The 17,690-nt window shown below is 34.8% G+C and carries 16 protein-coding genes; 5 read left to right on the top strand and 11 right to left on the bottom strand.

Annotation, left to right across the window (positions count from 1 at the left end; genetic code table 11):
* Positions 1-68 precede the first annotated feature (68 nt).
* Positions 69-863 (bottom strand): helix-turn-helix domain-containing protein, encoded by a 795-nt coding sequence (locus DWB61_RS08460; RefSeq protein ID WP_125030470.1) that lies wholly within the window; start codon positions 861-863, stop codon positions 69-71.
* Between the two features lie 173 nt (positions 864-1,036).
* On the opposite strand from DWB61_RS08460, the gene DWB61_RS08455 reads away from it, so the two are divergent.
* Positions 1,037-1,528: a GNAT family N-acetyltransferase gene (locus DWB61_RS08455; RefSeq protein ID WP_125030469.1), complete on the top strand. Its 492-nt coding sequence runs from the start codon at positions 1,037-1,039 to the stop codon at positions 1,526-1,528.
* 78 nt (positions 1,529-1,606) lie between these two features.
* On the opposite strand, the gene DWB61_RS08450 is transcribed toward DWB61_RS08455, so the two are convergent.
* Together DWB61_RS08450 and DWB61_RS08445 are read right to left on the bottom strand one after the other, a co-directional pair.
* The gene (locus DWB61_RS08450; protein ID WP_125030468.1) at positions 1,607-1,807 is read right to left on the bottom strand and encodes a helix-turn-helix transcriptional regulator; all 201 of its coding nucleotides are present in this window, start codon (positions 1,805-1,807) and stop codon (positions 1,607-1,609) included.
* Between the two features lie 5 nt (positions 1,808-1,812).
* Positions 1,813-2,301, bottom strand: a complete 489-nt coding sequence (locus tag DWB61_RS08445; protein ID WP_125030467.1) for a hypothetical protein — start codon at positions 2,299-2,301, stop codon at positions 1,813-1,815.
* A gap of 240 nt (positions 2,302-2,541) precedes the next feature.
* Between DWB61_RS08445 and DWB61_RS08440 the strand changes: the two genes are divergently transcribed.
* Positions 2,542-2,997: a methionine-R-sulfoxide reductase gene (locus tag DWB61_RS08440; protein ID WP_125030466.1), complete on the top strand. Its 456-nt coding sequence runs from the start codon at positions 2,542-2,544 to the stop codon at positions 2,995-2,997.
* A 116-nt stretch (positions 2,998-3,113) separates the two neighbouring features.
* On the opposite strand, the gene DWB61_RS08435 is transcribed toward DWB61_RS08440, so the two are convergent.
* The 5 genes from DWB61_RS08435 to DWB61_RS08415 all read right to left on the bottom strand — a co-directional run bounded on the left by DWB61_RS08435 (position 3,114) and on the right by DWB61_RS08415 (position 8,693).
* The gene (locus DWB61_RS08435) at positions 3,114-4,886 is read right to left on the bottom strand and encodes an aminopeptidase P family protein (RefSeq protein WP_125030465.1); all 1,773 of its coding nucleotides are present in this window, start codon (positions 4,884-4,886) and stop codon (positions 3,114-3,116) included.
* 184 nt (positions 4,887-5,070) lie between these two features.
* Entirely contained in the window at positions 5,071-6,132 is a 1,062-nt protein-coding gene (locus DWB61_RS08430; RefSeq protein WP_125030464.1) for a hypothetical protein, read from the bottom strand.
* Positions 6,133-6,159: 27 nt separating this feature from the next.
* A complete protein-coding gene (locus DWB61_RS08425) occupies positions 6,160-6,708 on the bottom strand; it encodes a hypothetical protein (RefSeq protein ID WP_125030463.1) in 549 nt (182 codons plus the stop codon).
* On the bottom strand, positions 6,705-7,283 hold the full coding sequence (locus DWB61_RS08420; RefSeq protein ID WP_125030462.1) for an RNA polymerase sigma factor: 579 nt from the start codon (positions 7,281-7,283) through the stop codon (positions 6,705-6,707). The genes DWB61_RS08425 and DWB61_RS08420 overlap by 4 nt, the downstream gene beginning before the upstream one ends.
* Before the next feature lie 189 nt (positions 7,284-7,472).
* Positions 7,473-8,693, bottom strand: coding sequence for a carboxypeptidase-like regulatory domain-containing protein (locus tag DWB61_RS08415; RefSeq protein WP_125030461.1), 1,221 nt, complete (start codon positions 8,691-8,693; stop codon positions 7,473-7,475).
* A 253-nt stretch (positions 8,694-8,946) separates the two neighbouring features.
* Here DWB61_RS08415 and DWB61_RS08410 point away from each other — a divergent pair, with 253 nt between their 5' ends.
* Positions 8,947-9,615 (top strand): hypothetical protein, encoded by a 669-nt coding sequence (locus DWB61_RS08410; protein ID WP_125030460.1) that lies wholly within the window; start codon positions 8,947-8,949, stop codon positions 9,613-9,615.
* 53 nt (positions 9,616-9,668) lie between these two features.
* Here DWB61_RS08410 and thrC read toward each other — a convergent pair whose 3' ends face one another.
* The 3 genes from thrC to thrA are packed head-to-tail and all read right to left on the bottom strand — an operon-like array spanning position 9,669 to position 14,411.
* Entirely contained in the window at positions 9,669-10,961 is a 1,293-nt protein-coding gene (gene thrC, locus DWB61_RS08405) for a threonine synthase (protein WP_125030459.1), read from the bottom strand.
* Positions 10,962-10,997: 36 nt separating this feature from the next.
* Entirely contained in the window at positions 10,998-11,933 is a 936-nt protein-coding gene (locus DWB61_RS08400) for a homoserine kinase (RefSeq protein WP_125030458.1), read from the bottom strand.
* Positions 11,934-11,978: 45 nt separating this feature from the next.
* Positions 11,979-14,411: a bifunctional aspartate kinase/homoserine dehydrogenase I gene (gene thrA, locus DWB61_RS08395; RefSeq protein WP_125030457.1), complete on the bottom strand. Its 2,433-nt coding sequence runs from the start codon at positions 14,409-14,411 to the stop codon at positions 11,979-11,981.
* A 419-nt stretch (positions 14,412-14,830) separates the two neighbouring features.
* Here thrA and DWB61_RS08390 point away from each other — a divergent pair, with 419 nt between their 5' ends.
* Positions 14,831-15,220, top strand: coding sequence for a hypothetical protein (locus tag DWB61_RS08390; RefSeq protein ID WP_125030456.1), 390 nt, complete (start codon positions 14,831-14,833; stop codon positions 15,218-15,220).
* 300 nt (positions 15,221-15,520) lie between these two features.
* Positions 15,521-17,392: a DEAD/DEAH box helicase gene (locus DWB61_RS08385; protein WP_125030455.1), complete on the top strand. Its 1,872-nt coding sequence runs from the start codon at positions 15,521-15,523 to the stop codon at positions 17,390-17,392.
* The last annotated feature ends 298 nt before the right edge of the window (positions 17,393-17,690 follow it).

Raw genomic sequence — 17,690 nt, 5'->3', positions numbered from 1 at the left:
GTATGTTTTGTGTGTCTGCAAAAGAAGATAAATGGGGAGATTTAAAATTGTAAAAAACAGCCAGAGTTTTAGTCTTGATACCAAAGTGCATCAGAATCTCTATCTAACATATTTTTGATGATTTTACCAGGTGAAATACTTGCCATATTTTGACATTCTTTATTAAAATGAGCTTGATCAAAATAGTCTTGCTCATGTGCTATTTGAGTGAGACTTGTTTCTTCATTTTGCTTAGCCTGATTAAGTGCTTTTCTAATTCGGATTATCTTTTCGAACTGCTTAGGGGCTAAAAAACTGTATTTTTTAAATTTTCTGTAAAGACTTCTTTCAGGCAATTGCATTATGGATTCAAATAGAACTTTAGGAGAGCAGTCTTTCTTGTTAATACCGCTATGACTAATAAATTGCTTTTCAAGAAATAAGATAATTTCATTTATTTGTCTACGAATGCTGATGTCACTAGCTAGTAATTTTTTATTTAATGCTAACAACTCACTAGGCCATATTTTATCAGTATCTACAACACCATTACTTCTTGTTTCTAAGCTAATATGAGCTGAGAAATTATGAATACTGAAAGGTTTGAATACAATCGAAATCTCTTTTGATGGGTTAGAATTACAAATGTTTAATGTTTTAGAATAGGGGAGAATAAGAATGCATTGTATTCCATTTTTAGAATGTTTAATAGTTACCTTATTGGTATCGAATTCTGCTTCAGAGTGGAATAGAAAAGTGAGAATTGGATAAACTGATGGTAAGCAATTGTAATGAGTTAAGCTGATTTCATTCTGAATTGAAGAATAAATTTTGTGGATGTATTTGTTTATCATTTCAGACTGAAATGTATGGAATTCTATCATTGCTTTATATTATATTGGAATCAAATATAATGTTCTGAAATTGTATTTTACCATACATTTACTTCGATTGTTAAATATTAAGCTTGATTAACAATTGAAAACTTTCTTGATACCATCTATTCATAGAGAATTTCTTATTTTTAAATCCTAACTCAAAGCTCAACAACCCAATAATGAATATTCGCTTAGCCCAACATACCGATCTAAAATCAATCAATACCATCTATAATCAAGCTGTCGCAGCTCGATACTGCACTGCTGATCTTGATCCGATTAGCATATCAGAACGTGAAAAGTGGTTTGATACACATTCAGAAGATAAATATCCTGTTTATGTAGGATTAGAGAATGATGTCGTTGTAGCTTGGTTTTCATTTTCAGCTTGGCGTTTGGGTAGACGAGCTCTTGAGATGTCTGCTGAGGTGAGCTATTATATTCACGATAAACATTTTCGAAAAGGATATGCTAAGCAATTGATGAATTTTGCAATTGAAAAGGCTCCTGAACTAGGTTTCATTAATCTGTTTGCCATTCTATTGGAACCTAATACTGCAAGTATAAAGCTTCTTGAGAAGTTCGATTTTCAGTTATGGGGACGCTTACCCGATATCGCCAATATAGATGGCGAAGTTTGTAGCCAACGTATTTATGGGAGAAAGGTATAGCTCTTTACAAAAATAAAAGCACCTTCCGTATCGGGAAAGTGCTATTGAGTTATTTTATTTAAGACCAATGAGAGAGAATCACTCTCCTTCTTCTAATTCAAAGATATCACCAACAGGTGTTTCAAAATAGCGAGCCATTTTTAAGGCCAAAAGAGTTGAAGGGGTAAATTTCCCTTTTTCTATAGCATTAATAGTTTGACGAGAAACTCCAATTTTTTCAGCTAAAGTTGCTTGCGTAACATCCTTTTTTGCACGTTCAACTTTTATGTAGTTTTTCATATCGTTTAATTTCTCAATGCTATTTCTTCTTCTTCTGAAAGCTCCTTGTTCTTATTACGTTGGAAAAGGATAACATAAACAATTAGTTGCATTTGTAGAATGTAAATCCCATCCATTGGAATTATACTTGAAAAGACTTTAGCTGTGCCATAAATTATCCAGGAAACGATAAAGGCTTGAAGCATCGATTTTAATCTAAGGTGTTGCATGAATTCATCATCGATTTTTTCTTTCGAGAACAGATATAAGAAAAAACCTGTAATGGAGAAGAATAAACTAATATTAGCATACATATCAGATTCTTCTTTAGTAAAATATGGTGTAATACTCTGATCTACTTTAGCTGATTCTTCATCTAGACCTTGTTGTTCAGTGTAGCCTTTCATAAAACCTTTTCTAAAGTCATCTACTCCGGAGATACACGATAAGATAAATGCAATAGATACAAATAGAATTCCAATTCTTTTAAAGTAGTGAGGTAAATAAGTTTTCATAAATTATAAGGTCTGTGATTATATATTTCATTAATTTCAATTCAAATGTAAATTAAACTTTACAAATAGACAACTAGTAGCGTCAAAAAGTTTCGTTTTTACGACTATTACATCTGCTATTTAAGTGCTCGTAATTGTGTGAAAGTATGATAAACAGATGTTAAGAAGTTCTTAAAGAGCCTCTAATATTTTGAAAATTAATGAACTTGTTTTATTTTAGATCAATTTAAAATAAGGGCTATGAGACGACTAATAATTATATCTTTATTATTGATGGTATCAGTAATAACAAACGGACAGACGGTGATGAAGAAGGGAAACTATAATAAATTGAATGAGCTTGAAAAACGAGTGATACTTAATAAGGGAACAGAATATCCACATACGGGGGAATACGTTAATCACAAAGAGGAAGGTGTTTATGTATGCAAGCAGTGTAATCTGCCTTTGTATCGATCGGGTGATAAATTTGATTCACATTGTGGCTGGCCAAGTTTCGATGATGAAATTGAGGGAGCTGTTTTGCATTTACCTGATGCTGATGGAAGACGCACAGAGATTGTTTGTGCTAATTGCAAGGGGCATTTGGGGCATGTGTTTAAGAATGAAGGTTTCACTGAAAAGAATACGCGTCATTGCGTAAATTCTATTTCTCTGAGTTTTATTCCTGTGGCAGAAGAAAAGAAAGATAAGTGATCTAAAAATCATTTTGATATATAAAAAAGGAGGGCAGTTAGTAGCGAATACGCTATTCTAACTGCCCTTGTTTTTTTAACTTATTACAATTCTGTTTGTATTGAAATAGTCAGAATTTAAATAGCTTGAGTTTTATTTTTAAGCCAAGCTTTGTGTTTTTCATCTAGTTGCGGAGCTAAGCTGTCGTATACTTTTTGGTGGTAATGATTTAACCAACTCTTTTCGATTTCACTTAGTAGATTAATATCTAAAGCTTTTGTATCAAATGGAAATAGAGTTAATGTATCGAACTCCAAGAATTCACCATACTTGGTAGTAAGCTTCTCTTTGCAAAGAATTAAATTCTCATGACGTATACCATAGGCACCTTCCTTATAGAAACCTGGTTCGTTTGAGCTTATCATTCCTGGTAAAATGGCTTGATCTTTTAGTTCCTGACGTATACTTTGTGGCCCTTCGTGAACGTTTAAGAAACAGCCAACACCGTGTCCGGTTCCATGTCCATAGTTTTTACCATACATCCAAAGTGCCTGACGAGCCAAAATATCAATATTACAACCTCGAGTTCCCTTAGGAAAAACGGCCAAAGTCATTTGAATCATACCTTTTAGAACCAAGGTGAAATCCATTTTATCTTCTGGGCTTAGTTCTCCAAGAGCCGTGGTACGTGTAATATCTGTGGTACCATTCATATATTGTCCGCCAGAATCGATAAGCAGAATTCCTTCGGCTTTAATTTCACAATCGGTTTCAGTTGTTGTAGAATAATGTGGGGAAGCACCATGTGCCTTATAAGCAACAATACTACCGAAACTTTCACCCATGAAATGTTTTTGTCGAGATCTGAATTCTCTTAGTTTATCAATTAAGGTGAATTCGGTTATAATCGTTTTGCCCAAGTTTTCTTCAAGCCAACAGAAAAATTGAGTTAAAGCTAATCCATCTTGAAGCATTGCTTGCTTCATGCCTTTGATTTCAGTCAGATTTTTCTGACTTTTTAGTAGTTGAGATGGGTTCTCTTTTTCTATAATATTGGCAGTAATGGAACGGTATATTTTTAAATTACTACGGTTACTATCAAGAAGTACATTTTCAGAGCCTCGAAGCTCTTCTAAGTCATTGCAGATTTGGTTATAGTCAGAAGTAAGAATTCCATCTTTATTAAGGCTAAAAATAAGTTCATCATCTAGTTTTGACTGATCCAGATAGAGAGTGCATGAATCTTCGTTGATTAAAGCGTAAGCAATAGCAACTGGGTTGAAGTCAACATCCTGCCCTCTAAGATTAAAGATCCAGGCAATATCATCAAGACTTCCTACGAAGTGATGCTTGGCATCAAGCTGATGCATTTCATTGCGAATGATAGCTAGCTTTTCTTTGCGAGACTTGCCAGCAAATTCAACAGGATGTTCAAATATTTTGTGATTAGGTAGACTAGGTCTATTACTCCAAATCTCATTTATCAAATCACCTTCTTCATTTATATGAATAGATATATCGGCAAGACTATTTTTTAATTCTTTGCTTTGAGCAATTGAAAAACAAGTTCCATCGAAGCCAATATTTGCTTCAGATTCTAGCTCGGAAAGTAACCATTGGTATTGGTTTGGTACACCAGGTATTCCCATTTTAAAAAGAGTAATACCACTTCCTTCTAGTTCTTTTTCAGCTTGTAAAAAATAACGTGAATCTGTCCATAAACCTGCCTTTTTACGAGTAACGACTACAGTTCCTGCAGACCCTGTAAAGCCAGATATCCATTGACGAGCAGTCCAGTATTCTGGAACATATTCACTCATATGAGGATCTGAACTGGTGATGATGTAAGCGTGGATTTCTTTTTCTTCCATCAGTGAGCGCAATGCATTCACTTTTTCAAAAATGGTCATAATTAAGTTTCGTTATTATTTATTCGATAAAAATACGATTAAAGTGATGTTTGACACTAATAATCAGAAGAAAGTTTGAAGTGAGAATGAACTTTTTATTGTAATTATGAAAAACGTTAAAGTTTCGAACAAAAATAATCCCTCTTTCAAAACTGAAAGAGGGATTATGTATATGTGAAGAAGTCTATTGAAGACTCACATTGCCATATTTACTAATGACGTGAACATTTGCTTTAGGAGAATCGGTATGACCCACTAGTACCTTGATTTTAGTTTCAGAATTATTTTTAATATTTTCTATAACTTGAGAATCGCTTGGGTAGCTAATACCACAATATTTAGTTTCTGCATCTAGCATATAGGATGTGCCTTCTGCAATTGATATGCGACAAGGTACATATTGATTATCTATACTAATATTTTCAAAATCTGAAGATACATTATCAACTTTACAGTTTCCATATCTTAGGGTCAGATTAAGGTTGCGACTTACATTTCCAATCTTGATATCAGAATATTGACCTTGGCTAACCAATACCGATTCGGTATTTGTAAGGTTTATTGCATCATATTTAGAATCTGCAATCAGAGAGACGTTATTATCTAAATGAAGTTTAGAAAATCGACTCACAACAACAAGCGTTTCGCTAGTTCCAATATTCATTTTTGAGTACTTCAAAGTCAATTTAGTTCGATTACATTCAGTAATGGTTGCCTTTGCATATGAAAGGTTGATGCTGCTTAATGGTTTCTCGTTTGGATAGAGAAATTTTTCTGCAAGTAAATTGCCATAACTTAAATTGATATTTGTTTTTGCTCTAACTGTGTTGATGTAGATATTTCCAAACTTATTATTTAAAGAAATTTGCATGTACTCAGGCATAAACACTTCATAGTCGATACTGAATTTATTTCCTGTTTTGAAGGATTTTTCCATTTCAGTAAATGCCATAATGGTTTTTCCAATCTGGTCCATATTAATTTCAATACCCTTGAATAATGTTTCTGCTTTAGCTTCGCTTGAAGCATGAGCCGTAATGGTTGCTTTGATAACGACAGAATCAACTTCCCAGTTTTTGATTTCAATATCGCCATATTTATTTTCTATGGTTAATAGAGCTCCATCTTTAACAGCATATTTCCCATTGAATGATTTAATGTAATCATCCGAAGCAAATACCTGACTACTTATTCCTATCGAAAGAAATAGCAATAGTGTGGTGAGTTTCAATCTATTTGTTTTCATGCTAATATATTTTTATAGTTATATTTTCTAAATACTGAGGATATCTGCAAGAGGAATGTCCTGTTGGCTTATCAGATATAGTTGTTGTACAATTCTATTTAAAATGTTGTTCTTGACCTGAAAGTGTTCGATCATGGCTTGAATGATACGTTCGTCTTTAGGATTGGATTTTAACTCATCTTCGAGCTGCTTGTATAGCTTATCCATATCTGCAAGCTCTTCTTTTATGGTGTTTTGTTCTTGAATATCAGTTGATTTCGTCAATTGACTGATGATGTCGAGTTGCTTGTCAATACTTGCTTTAAAATAGTTTTCCACCTCCTGATATTCAGGAGAAAGTTGACCTAAGCCTAAATGTGGTGACTTTATCTCGCGAAGCTGATAAGTTGTCAAACCTGCAATTGCCACTATAGCAATCATAGCTGCAATTTTCATCAGATCTTTCCATTGCCATCTTGCTTTTGCTTGGTGATGTAATTGCATTTTTTGATTAAACCGATCGAAATGATCGTCTCGAGGTTCTTCACTATCAAAGCGACCTTGGTGTTGTTTAATTATTTTTTCTATATCGTTCATTTGATTCTTCTTTTTAATGGCTTATTCATGCTATTTTGTAATATCTGAATCAATTTCTTTTTTGCCCTGTTGTACTGTGATCGTGAGGTTGATGCTGATATGTTTAATATTTCGCCTATCTCTTCGTGATCGTATGCTTCTATTAAATAAAGATTCAAAACGATTCGGTAGCCAGATGGTAATTGCTCAATGGCTTTTTTTATATCCTCTACACTGTTTTCAATTTCAATTGTTTTATTTTGATCTTCCTCTTCGCTAAGTTGATTTATTTTCTCATCAAGAGGAAGACTATCAATCTTATTTTTCTTTAAATAATCTAAGGCTTTGTTTACTACGATTCTTTTTAACCAAGCTCCAAAACTAACCTCTCCTTTATATGAATTTATTTTATCGAATGCTGACAAAAATGCTTCCTGCATAACATCTTCCGCCTCCTGAGTATGGTTTAAAATACGCAGACATGAATTATACATAGCTTTATAGTATAATTTGTAAATCTCAAATTGTGCCTTGGTATTGCCTTGGCAACAAGCATTGATTAAATCCTGATGTATGTTTTGGTAATTGGAGCTCATTAATTATTTTCTAATCTAATGACGAGTTGATAATTGAAATGTTGCATGTTTCCTTAAAATCTTTAATGATTTTTCTTTGACAGATAAATATCGGTAAATAAAATTAGATGTTTAATGCTTACACAAAAAATCCTGATCCATTTTATAAATCGATCAGGATTATGTCTTAAGTTAAAATCAATTTAAATGCTATTCTGCACCATCAAAAATGATATTATAATTATTCCAGAACTTTTCATTATAGTCCATGTTCTCATAATAGGCACGATTTTCAATAACCTCAGGATTGGTTGTTATGATTTTTGTAATCAACATTTCTGCATTGATATTTAATTCTTTCTTTTCACCACTGGTTTTGTTTTCGAGTTCATGATAACGCTTGTAGTCGACGTAACTTAAATAATAATAGCCAAAGTGTTCTTTATAAGTAGAACTGAAATCGTATTCAATCTTAATAGGTTTCCACTCCTGTCTCTCAGGATTTACATAGAAACTGCGTCCCTGCGGAGAATAATTACTTGCAACGACATGTGTCTCATTCTTGATGACGGAAAAATCTTTTAGCTTGATATAGATTCTTCCAGAGTAAGAGGTTGCGTAGTAATCACTAGTATTACTCAATATGGGTCTTTTGCTTTTGTAGGCAATGACCCAAATTGAATCATTTTCATATTCCGTTATACGCTCCAAACTTAGATCGTAGAAATTAAGATGATTCTTATTCAGAATATTACCACGACTTCTTACAATATCCATTTCCAATAGTTCATCTAAGTAAGTTGACCCATCAGCTAAGGAATTGTTTTCAAAGTTTTTTCTTACTTGTAGAAAACGATAGGTGCGCTCTTTGAATACTTGATAAGCATTCTCTCGAATGTAGCCTTTATCATCGTAAATACGAATTGCAGCTTCACGTTTACGCTCTAATTTTTGATTTTCTGATTTTTCAGAGCGGTAGTATATATCGTAATTGAATGGGGTTTGTAAATAGTTGTCAGGGATATGATCGATGGCATTTTTTAGCATCTTGATTAAAACCAATGACTGAGCAGTCACTTCAACCTCGGCTATTTTATAATTCACCGGTTTTAATTGAATACGAAGTGTATCAAGCTCGTTACAATCTTTTAAGCTCGAATTATAAGTAGTGAATCCTACGGCAGATATCTGAAAGCTTTTATCGGCATATTTCCCTGGAACTTTTAGTTCAAAGTAGCCATCGAAATTAGTGGCCGCTCCAATATAAGTATCCATTACACCAATGTTTGCAAAAGGAATGGCTTGCTGGTTATCTGCATTGGTGAGTTGGCCAATGATTCGGATTGTTTTAGTTTGTTGCTCTTCTTGTGCTTGAATGGTTCCAAACAAAAGGGGTAGGATGAATAGTGCGAAAATGAATTTTTTAATCATATAGTTTAAATCGAAGGATGAGTCTGAAGTATTAACTTTTGAATAATTAAAGGATAAGGCTCTACAAGTATTTTGCCAAAAGTATTCGAGAAGCTAAATTAGTTATTTTATAAAATATGCAAGAGTAAATTATCGAAAGAAATCTCTGTGCTTATCTTTATTAAGTTTATTTAACTTGTTATTTTATACATATAAATTGTAAATTGCAGTATTCAAATATTAGGAATCCTAGGCTCTGAAAATATTTCACATTATGAATAAGAAAATACTGATTTTATCAATTATGCCACTGATACTTGTATCCTGTGTGGTTTCGAAACGTAAATACGAAGAACTTGATTACGCTAAACGTAAAAGTGATGCTCAGGTTCGTAAGTTAGGAAACGAGAATACAAGTTTAGACTCGAAACTGAAACAAACATTAGCTGAGTATAACGAGATGAAAAATAGTATGGCTGAAAGCAATGCTCAAAAAAATGTTGAGATTGATCAGTTGAGTACAGAATTGTTTTCTATAGCTTCCGATACCACTAGTTTGAAGCTGAAGTTGCATGAAACTCTAGGTAACTATAAGTTTGCTCAGGAACGAAATGCTGAGAATGAAGTGATTATCAGTAAGCTGAATGAGCAGGTTAAGGATTTGAAAGCTGAATCATCTCGTTTGACAAAGGACTTGAGTGCAAGTTTAAAAGATAAAGAGTGGGAAAGCAAAAAGGTGGCTAGCGAGAAATCGAAGCTTGAGGAGAAGATTGCCCAAAAGGACAACCAAATTTCTAAAGTTAATAAAGAGATGGAAGTGATTAATGAAAAGATTACTTGGTTACGTAAGGTTAAAAAACAAAACGATGCTGAAATTGAGCGTTTGACCAATCAAATGAATCTCTATAAAAAGGAATACGAAAAAGCAATTTCAAAGAAATAGTCTTTCCGAAATAGAACAAAAAGGCTCCCTAATCAGGGAGCTTTTGTTTGATTTTAACTTTCTAAGAAAGTCTTAAAATCCTGATAATCATTTGGCATCTGAATACTGATTTTTTCTTTTGTCAAACAAGATTTAAGATAGTTTGGTATATCTATTTGCGTTTCAATAACTTCTTCAACAATGTCGATAAACTTGGCGGGATGAGCTGTTTCTATGAATACACCTAGTTCATTTGTGGTGTCGAGTTCCTCTTGCAAGCCTAAATAGGCTACTGCACCATGAGGATCGAGAATATACCCAAAGTCTTTGTAAACTTTCCTCATAATCTCTTTGGTTTGTTCATCGTTGAATGAAGCTCCTTTTAAATCTTCACATATTTTCGGATGATTTTCTTGGTATAGAGTCATCATTCTATCAAAATTGCTTGGTGCCCCTACATCCATTGCGTTTGAGATACTAGGGATTGATGCTTTACTTTCATATTTTCCTGTATTTAAATAGTCAGGCACAACCTTGTTTACATTGGTTGAGGCGATAAATCTTTTTATGGGAAGGCCCATCTGTTTTGCTATTAAACCTGCAGTTAGGTTACCATAGTTACCACTTGGAACTGAGATGACTAGATTCTTATTCTGATTTTTAAGTTGTCCATAAGCATAGAAATAGTAGAAGCTTTGAGGAATTAAGCGAGCTATATTAATGGAATTAGCTGAGCTTAATTTCATTTTCTTATTCAAGTCTTTATCCTGAAATGCTTGTTTTACAAGAGCTTGGCAATCGTCGAAACTGCCATCAATTTCAAGTGCTGTAATATTATTGCCAAGTGTGGTTAATTGTTGTTCTTGAATTTGACTGACTTTACCAGATGGGTATAGAATGACAACCTCAATGTTTTCTATCCCTAGAAATCCGTTTGCAACAGCACTACCTGTATCTCCTGAAGTCGCAGCTAGGATAGTTATCTTCTCGTCACTCTCTTGAGCAAAATGGCTAAGGCATCTCGACATAAATCGTGCTCCCACATCTTTAAAAGCACAGCTAGGGCCATGGAATAGCTCCATAGAGTAGACACTGGGCTCAAAAGAAACTAGTGGAGTAGGGAAGTTAAGTGAATCATCACAAATCTCTTTGAGTTTGTTGGTTGGAATATCGCCTCCCATAAAGTGTTTAGCCACTTCAAAACCAATTTCGGCTAAAGATAAATTATGGAGATTATCTATAAATGATTTATTAAGCTGAGGAAGATGTTTAGGGTAGAACAAGCCTCCATCTGGAGCAAGCCCTTTTATTACGGCATCTTTAAAGCTAAACTTGAGATCTTTATTTTTAGTACTATAATATTTCATTTTATTGGGTGGTTAATCTGATTAATAGTTTGTTTTTTAGATCTCCTCTATAATTCTGACACCATTATTACTAACTTGAGAGGAGTAAATATAGAATGGAATATTTGTTTTAGAGAACACATCATTCATAGCTAAATTTACATCTTTAGCTTTATTCTCACCTTCACATAAAGCAAAAACAGATGGCCCTGAACCAGAAATGCTACAGCCTAATGCACCTGCGTTCATCACAGCATTTTTTAAGTTGTCAAACTCTGGTATAAGAACTTTGCGCTGTTTTTCTACAATATGATCTTCTAATGATCGACCAATTAAATTGTAGTCTGAGCTGTGTAGACCTGAGATTAGACCTGCTACATTTCCCCACTGACGGATTGCTTTCTTTAGGTCAACTTGAGTTGATAGTAATTCTCTAGCTTCTTTGGTTTTAATTTCAATTTGAGGATGAATAACAACGCACCATAAATTTATAGGAGATTCAATTTGAATGATATCAAGCGGATCGTAGGCGCGAACAATGCAAAAACCGCCTAATACAGTTGGGGCTGCATTATCAGCATGCGCGTCTCCTGATGCAGCCACTTCACCTTGCATGGCAAAATCAACCAATTGCATTCGACTGTATGGTTTTCCTAGCAATTCGTTTACCGCAACAACAGCTCCTGAAGCACTTGCCGAACTCGACCCAATTCCACTACCAGGTTTGATGTTTTTTTTAATCTCAATATCGAAACCTTGTTGGCTACCTAAATCATCTAATAAAGCTTGAATGGCTACACCAGCAACATTTTTTGTTGGAACTGTGGATAAATTCTCGTAGCCTTCAATGGGCTTAATATGAATTTTATTCGAATCATTTTTTCTAAGAATCATTTCATCACCAATTCCATCAATGGCAAATCCCAGGATATCGAAACCACATCCTACATTTGAAACACTTCCTGGTGCAAATACTTTTATACTCTTATTCATTTTTTTTATATAAGTAGAGACTTTGGGGGATCTCTTATTAGGGTTTTATTTTGAAGAAATACTAATGATATCACCGAATATTCCTGAAGCAGTAACCTCAGCACCGGCACCAGCCCCTTTAATAATCATAGGTTGATCTTTATACCAAAGCGTATTTAAAGATACAATACTGTCTTTGCCATCTATATTATAGAATGGGTGTTCAGGACCAACTGTCTTCATGCCAACACTTGCTTTCCCATCTTTAAAACTAGCGATATATCTAAAACGAACGTTTTGCTCATTCATTTGTTTTCGCCAGTTCTCAAAGAATTCTTTCTTTTTAACGAGTCTTTCAATTAGCTCACCAGTTGTTTTCGACTTTAAACAATATTCTGGCACCATAGCCTCTAGATCAACATCATTGGCTTCTAAGGTATAACCTGATTCTCGAGCGAGTATTAATAACTTTCGTAAAACATCAACACCATTCAAATCAAGTTTAGGATCTGGTTCGGTAAAACCTTCAGATATCGCAAGCTTTAATGCTTCATCAAAACCATATCCTTCAATAAATTTATTGATAATGTAGTTAAGGCTACCTGAAACCACCGCTTCGATACTTGTGATTTGATCTCCTGTATTTTTTAAATAATTGATAGTACTGATGACTGGCAAACCTGCACCAACATTACTCTCAAATCTAAAATCGACATTATTCTTCTTCGAAACCTGTTTTAATCGTTTATAGTTTGCGTATTCTGATGAAGCCGCAATTTTGTTACAAGCAACTATTGAAGTCGTCGAGTCTAATATTTGATCGTACACTTCGCTGACTTCCTGACTTGCAGTTATATCTACAAAAATTGAATTTCGTAAATTTGAATCTTCGATGTTCTTGATAAACTTTTTGATATCAGCAGTCTGACCTTCTTCGTTCAACTTCTTTTGCCAATCTTCAATTAATTTTTCATCTTCAGTAAAAAACATTTTTCGACTATTGCTTACAGCTCTAATGATAAGGTCAATCCCTTTCTCCTCAATTAAATGTTTATGCTGACTTTTGATGTGTTCCAATAGTTTACTACCCACGTTTCCAACACCAGCTATATAAAGGTTAACCTTTTTTGAGGTAGAAAGAAAGAATTTTTCGTGTATGACATTTAGTGCCTTTTTAACATCAGTAGTGCGAACCATAAAGGTGATATTTAGTTCATTCCCACCTTGAGCCATGGCTCGAATATTCAAGCCATTTTTGCCAAGAATACCAAAAACTTTACCTGAGATGCCTGGTGTATAACCCATATCTTCACCAACAACAGCGATTATCGACAAATCAAGTTCAAGTTTTGGTTTATCGACATGATTCATGGCAATCTCTACAGCAAATTCGTCCTCGATTATATTACAAGCTTTGGGACAATCATCTTCATGAACAGCAACACTCATACTGTGCTCCGATGAAGATTGAGTGATGAGGCTAACGTTAATTTTCTGGTTAGCTAAGCAAGCAAATAGGCGGGCTGCAAAACCACTTATTCCGACCATTCCACTTCCCGAAAGAGTAATAAGGTTGATGTGATTGATTGAAGAAAGCCCCCTTACTGTAGTTCGTTCAGCTTTTGGTTCAGAACTTATTAAAGTGCCTTGCGCTTCAGGTTCAAATGTGTTTTTAATCAGTATGTCGATTTTCTTTTGTAGAACTGGGGTCAGGGCAGGAGGGTACATCACTTTGGCTCCAAAGTGAGACAATTCCATAGCTTCCTGAAAAGACATTTGATCGATAGGAATAGCTTGAGTAACCAGTCGTGGATCAGCTGTGTACATACCACTTACATCAGTCCATATTTCCAATTGTTTTGCATCCAAAGCAGCAGCTAAAATAGAGGCTGTATAGTCAGAGCCTCCACGTCCCAATAAAGTGGGCTCACCTTTTTCGTTTGAAGCAATGAAACCTGGGAATATTGCCAGATTGATTTCATCTTTTATTGCATTTATTCTTCTGTAACTATCCTCTCTATTAAGAAGTATCCCCTTATTGTCTATTGTTTTTATATATTCTCTTGAATCGTAATGTCTAGCATTCAGATCTGATTTTTGAAAATAATGAGTAATAAGTTCTGATGAAAGTTCTTCTCCTAGTCCGAGTACACGGCATTTTACCTTTTCGGGAACATCTTGAAGAATAAAAACACCTTCTAATAGATTTGAAAGGTCTTTAAATTTCTCTTTCAGCCAGCTTTGAGTTATCGTATCTAGCTTTAGTTCTTGTGATAGATTTAAGTGTCGGTTATATAATTTTTCAAGGCTCCTCTTATAGGTTTGGTCTTGAAGACAAGCCTGATTTAAACAATTAGCAAGTAAATCGGTAACACCGCCCAGAGCTGAAACCACAATAATTGCAGGTTCATTTCTGCAGATATCACTAACTATTTGCTGAACTTTTTTGAGGCTTTCGGCTTGGGCAACTGAACTTCCTCCAAATTTTAAGATTCTCATATGATTATAATATTGAATGGGTTTTAAGAGTATAAAAAAAGCCTGCAGAATAATCTGCAGGCTTCGTTTATAAATTTTGTATTTAAAAGCTTCACATTATTCCACACGAGGAGCATGGCATCATAATAGATGTGCCTGTCGTTTGATCCATATATGTGGTCAATGCTGAGTTCATAATTTCTCTTTTGGTGAAACAAATATGGTGAAAAAATGGAGGAAAACAAATAGTGAACGTATTGTTTTTAGTAAAAATCAAGTTTTAATTCATTGAAAACGTTTGTTGTAGCAATAGTGTACTTTGTTATTTTGGTTAGCGGGGCTCAGGTTTTAAATGACACTAATTCTAAAATTACATGAAGACTAAAAATAACTGATCTGTATATCTTGATTAATTGATATGTAATATCTAGTTTTGCAACATGAATGTATTACTATTAGTTCTATTGGCTGGAGCCGTTTTGACTTTGCTTCTAACTTATATAGGCAAGTTATTGTTTCCTAAGAAAAATGGGGGAGAGGAAACAGCTAGCGAACCTCTTGAAGAATGTTGTGGGGCTCACGAAGTATGTGAAACAGATTTATTAAATAAGATGTCTGAAGAAATCATCTATTATGAGGATGAAGAATTGGATGCTTATAGGAATTTCGAGGAGAACGACTTTAACGACGATCAAATTGATGAGTTCCGTGAAATCTTATATAGCTTAAAAGAAAAAGAGATTGAGCCTTGGTTAAAAAGTCTTGAACTGAGACATATTATTCTTCCCTCAATCATAAAGTCAGAAGTGGTTTTCATGCTAGTGAAATAAATTTTCTGCCTTCATTAATATATTTATAAATCGACTTCAATCGATTGTTCTTTCTTTATCAGGTTTAAATATCAAATCTGAATTTAGATATTCTCTTAAAAAAGAGTACATTAGTCGGTGCTGCATGCCTTTAGTGAACTAAAATTCAAAAAAATGATGTTTTAAGTTATTAATGGTTACCTTTGCGGCTTCATAAATTATTTGGTAGACGTTCTTTTGTCAGGGGTTTCATTCATTGTTTGAATTGAAAATTTTAGTGTGACAGGGGGCATCATGCCATGTCACAATTAAATTATTCGAATGAATTCATTTGAAAACTTAGGTCTATCCAGACCAATTTTGGAAGCCATTACAGAATTAGGCTTCGTAACACCAACAGAAATTCAGGCAAAAGCTATTCCAGTATTATTAGAGGGAAGAAGCGACTTTGTTGGGCTGGCCCAAACAGGAACAGGTAAAACTGCTGCTTTTGGTTTACCATTGTTAGAACTAATCGAGCCGGATGTAAATATCCCTCAAGCTTTGATCCTATCTCCAACCAGAGAATTAGGTATTCAGATTGCTGATGACTTAAAAGTCTTCTCTAAAAAGATTTTGAACCTAAACGTTGTTAATGTTTATGGTGGTGCAAGTATTGACGATCAAATCAGAAAAATTAAAAGAGGTGCACATGTAGTTGTTGCTACTCCAGGACGTTTGTTAGACCTTATTCGTCGTAAAGCGATCAACCTTTCTAAGGTTGAGTATGTGATTTTAGATGAGGCTGATGAGATGTTGAACATGGGTTTTAAGGAAGATATTGATGATATTTTATCAACAACATCTGAAAACAAACTAACATGGTTATTTTCTGCTACGATGTCTGCTGAGGTTCGTAGAATCTCTAAAAACTATATGACTGATCCTATTGAGGTGACAGTTGGTACAGCGAATACAACCAATAAGAATATCGAGCATCAGTATTATTTAATGAACAATAGAGATCGTTACAATGTGTTAAAACGTATTGTCGATTTCTATCCTGATATCTATGGTATTGTGTTCTGTCGTACTCGTAAGGAAACACAAGAAGTTGCTGAATTATTGATGAAAGACGGATATAATGCCGATGCTTTACATGGTGATTTATCACAGGTGCAGCGCGATAGAGTGATGCGTAGTTTCAAAAGCAAATCATTGCAATTACTTGTAGCGACTGATGTTGCTGCTCGTGGTATCGATGTTGACGATTTAACACACGTATTGCATTATAATCTTCCTGATGAGTTAGAATATTATACTCACCGTTCGGGGCGTACTGCTCGTGCAGGTAGAAAAGGAATTTCAATTGCTTTAGTTACCCCACGTGATGAGAGAAAAATAAAAGATCTTTCTCGTCGTTTAAAGATGGAATTTGCTCAGGTGAAGATTCCTGGAGGAGCAGAAGTTTGTGAGCGTCAACTTTTAAATTTCATGCATCGTGTTATTGAAGTAAATGTTGAAGAAGAAGCAATTGAGCAATTTTTACCAGCTATTCATGAAGAGTTAAAAGATCTTGATCGTGATGAGTTAGTAAAACGTATGGTTTCATTAGAATTTAATAGATTCTGGGATTACTATAAGGATGCTCAAGATCTCAATATGAGATCTTCTACTCAGAAGCGCGTTCGTCAGAATGATGGTGAGGTTAGTACTGAGGATCGTTTGTTTATCAATATTGGTAGAAAAGACGGCGTTGATGTTCCTAGCCTATTGACTTTGATTCATAAGCAATGTGGTGTTCGAGGTAAAAACGTTGGAAGAGTTGACCTTAAGGGTGTATTTTCTTTCTTCGATGTTGATAAAGCTTTCACTGAGGAAATTATCAAAGGATTTGCTGGCGCTGAAGTAGGCGGAAGAGCAATTCGTATTGAAGTTTCAGGCGATCGTCCAGAAACTACAGATACTGAAGAGAGAAGACCTCGTGGTGGCGGTGATAGATCTCGCGGTGGAGACAGATCTCGTGGTGGTTATTCAGGAGGCGGATCTCGCGGTGGTTATTCAGGAGGTGGATCTCGTGGTGGATCTGGAGCTGGTAGATCTCGTGGAGGATCGGGTAGCGGTGACAGATCTCGTTTCAGAAGTGATGATTCTAGAGATAGAAGAAGTAAACCTGAAGGTTCAAGATCATCTGATCGTAGAAGAAGAGATTAATTCGTTAATCATATAATATATAAAAAGGGAGCCAATGGCTTCCTTTTTTTTGGTATGTCGGGCATGGTGATATACTAGCAGGATGTAAGTTCCTGTGTACGCCGAGTTGATAGGAAGTACTAGCGATTGGCAAGGGTGTTGTAGGTGACTACAAATCTGAAGGAAGCCATTAGCAAAGTCGATGTTCTAACGAACAGAAATCTGATATAAGGCTCAAATGGGAAGGGTAACCGAGCCATAGATTGGGAACGCCCAAAATTCAACCGTAATCCCATAGGGTAAATCAGATAGGACACGA

This window comes from Ancylomarina euxina (assembly GCF_003863355.1).
Lineage (GTDB): Bacteria > Bacteroidota > Bacteroidia > Bacteroidales > Marinifilaceae > Ancylomarina > Ancylomarina euxinus.
Note: the sequence above shows the minus strand (reverse complement) of the source record. Positions and strands in the feature narration are given on the sequence as shown.